Here is a 1,630-nt window from a genome sequence, read left to right as displayed (position 1 = left end):
ACATCGCTAAAGCTCCTATAGAACCACGCGACTATCGCGTGGTTTTCCTGATACAAAAAAGGCATCTATCCGAAGATAGATGCCTCTGTCCGTGCGTGAGAAGATTCGAACTCCCGACACCTTGGTCCGTAGCCAAGTGCTCTATCCAGCTGAGCTACACGCACATCTGTTAGTGATTTGTTTCCCTAACAACGAATGTTATTCTACACCAGTTTTTTCAAATTGTCAACAACTATTTGAAAAATTTTTTATTCTCTGATCGATTCATCATATCCTGAAAAGGCACACTGCCATTGAGAACCGGAAGCCTTTACGTCAATCCGATTTTGTAGACCGGATATTCCCGCTCAAACCTGTACCCGAGGCGTCTGGCCAGATGGGCGGAAATTTCATTGTCCGCATCCCAGCTTGGATAGAGTCCTCTTTCCAGACACTTTAAAATCAGCGCAGCCCCACAGCTGGATGCCAGCCCTCTGTTCCTGTAATCTTTTCTTGTATCGATCTGTATTTCGATCCCCCCGGAATAGACAGTATATGAAGAAGCTCCTGCCACCAGTTCTCCCTTATACCGCACTGCCACTCCTATTCCTCTGTTTTTGTAATCCCTGTATCCCTTAAACTGTCCGCCCCAGTCGCATGCCCATGGCAGCCCGGCCGCCTCCCTGAAGGTCCTCTCCCCTATCTCCTCTATAGAGAATCCTTCCTCCAGTCTCGTTGCCATTTTTACCAGCTCTTCTATGGAAAAACAGTTTCTGTCCTTTTGAAAGGCATATCGGACCCGCCTGACCGCCCTGTCTCCATAAATCCGTTCGATCAGAAGCTCCCAGTCCCTATTCTGAGGAACCAGTATCTTAAAGCCTGCCTCATAGATATCTTTACTGTGGAGAACTAATTCTTCGCTCGCCTCCCCGCCATAAAAGCAAAAATCGGCAATATCCAGCTTAGCAGAGGCTATGTAAGGCTTTTCTCCAAGGCTCTTTCTCTTCCTTTCTTCGTGTCTCAAAACAGCATAGGCCCTTCCCATTTCCCCCTCCAGGCAGGACCATATCATGGTATCATCCCATCCCCCAAACAGATCGGCTGCTCTTTTCAGCCCGTTTCCTTTCAGCTCTGTCACCATTTGAACTTCTCCTCAACATTCATCTGCGTCTCAAGTATACAAAAAAAGCCTCAAATGCATCTCTGCACTTGAAGCTCTCTGTCGTGCCGCAGACCGGAATCGAACCGGTACGAAGTTTAACCCTCGCAGGATTTTAAGTCCTGTGCGTCTGCCAGTTCCGCCACTGCGGCTTTTCCCACATCTGTTTTTTTACAGATGAATGGGGCCTATAGGGCTCGAACCTATGACCCTCTGCTTGTAAGGCAGATGCTCTCCCAGCTGAGCTAGGACCCCAGATAAATAATATTTGGTTTTCACCAAGCGACCCGGATGGGACTCGAACCCACGACCTCCGCCGTGACAGGGCGGCGCTCTAACCAACTGAGCCACCGGGCCAAATCTTCAGTATTTTTGTTTTACACTTATTTGTTTTCTTTAGTTCAGTGTCAGTGGACCTTCGGGGACTCGAACCCAGGACCGACCGGTTATGAGCCGGTTGCTCTAACCAACTGAGCTAAAGGTCCAAATAAA

At 48.5% G+C, this 1,630-nt stretch carries 1 protein-coding gene and 5 tRNA genes; all 6 read right to left on the bottom strand.

Features of this window, described 5'->3' with window-relative positions:
* Window positions 1-90 precede the first annotated feature (90 nt).
* Window positions 91-164, bottom strand: a tRNA-Arg gene (locus tag DW757_RS17185).
* Window positions 165-310: 146 nt separating this feature from the next.
* Window positions 311-1,120 (bottom strand): GNAT family N-acetyltransferase, encoded by an 810-nt coding sequence (locus DW757_RS17180; protein WP_015544854.1) that lies wholly within the window; start codon window positions 1,118-1,120, stop codon window positions 311-313.
* Between the two features lie 84 nt (window positions 1,121-1,204).
* A tRNA-Leu gene (locus DW757_RS17175) sits at window positions 1,205-1,290 on the bottom strand.
* A gap of 30 nt (window positions 1,291-1,320) precedes the next feature.
* Window positions 1,321-1,392 (bottom strand) — tRNA-Val (locus tag DW757_RS17170).
* Window positions 1,393-1,421: 29 nt separating this feature from the next.
* Window positions 1,422-1,495, bottom strand: a tRNA-Asp gene (locus tag DW757_RS17165).
* Window positions 1,496-1,549: 54 nt separating this feature from the next.
* Window positions 1,550-1,623, bottom strand: a tRNA-Ile gene (locus tag DW757_RS17160).
* Window positions 1,624-1,630: the final 7 nt, after the last annotated feature.

It is taken from the genome of Clostridium sp. AM29-11AC (assembly GCF_003480545.1).
GTDB lineage: Bacteria > Bacillota > Clostridia > Lachnospirales > Lachnospiraceae > Otoolea > Otoolea saccharolyticum_A.
The sequence above is the reverse complement of the archived record's forward strand: the minus strand, read 5'-3'. Positions and strand labels throughout refer to the sequence as shown.

Excerpts from the sequence above, each read along its gene's own strand:
- DW757_RS17180 (WP_015544854.1), bottom strand. The coding sequence starts at position 1,120 with ATGGTGACAGAGCTGAAAGGAAACGGGCTGAAAAGAGCAGCCGATCTG.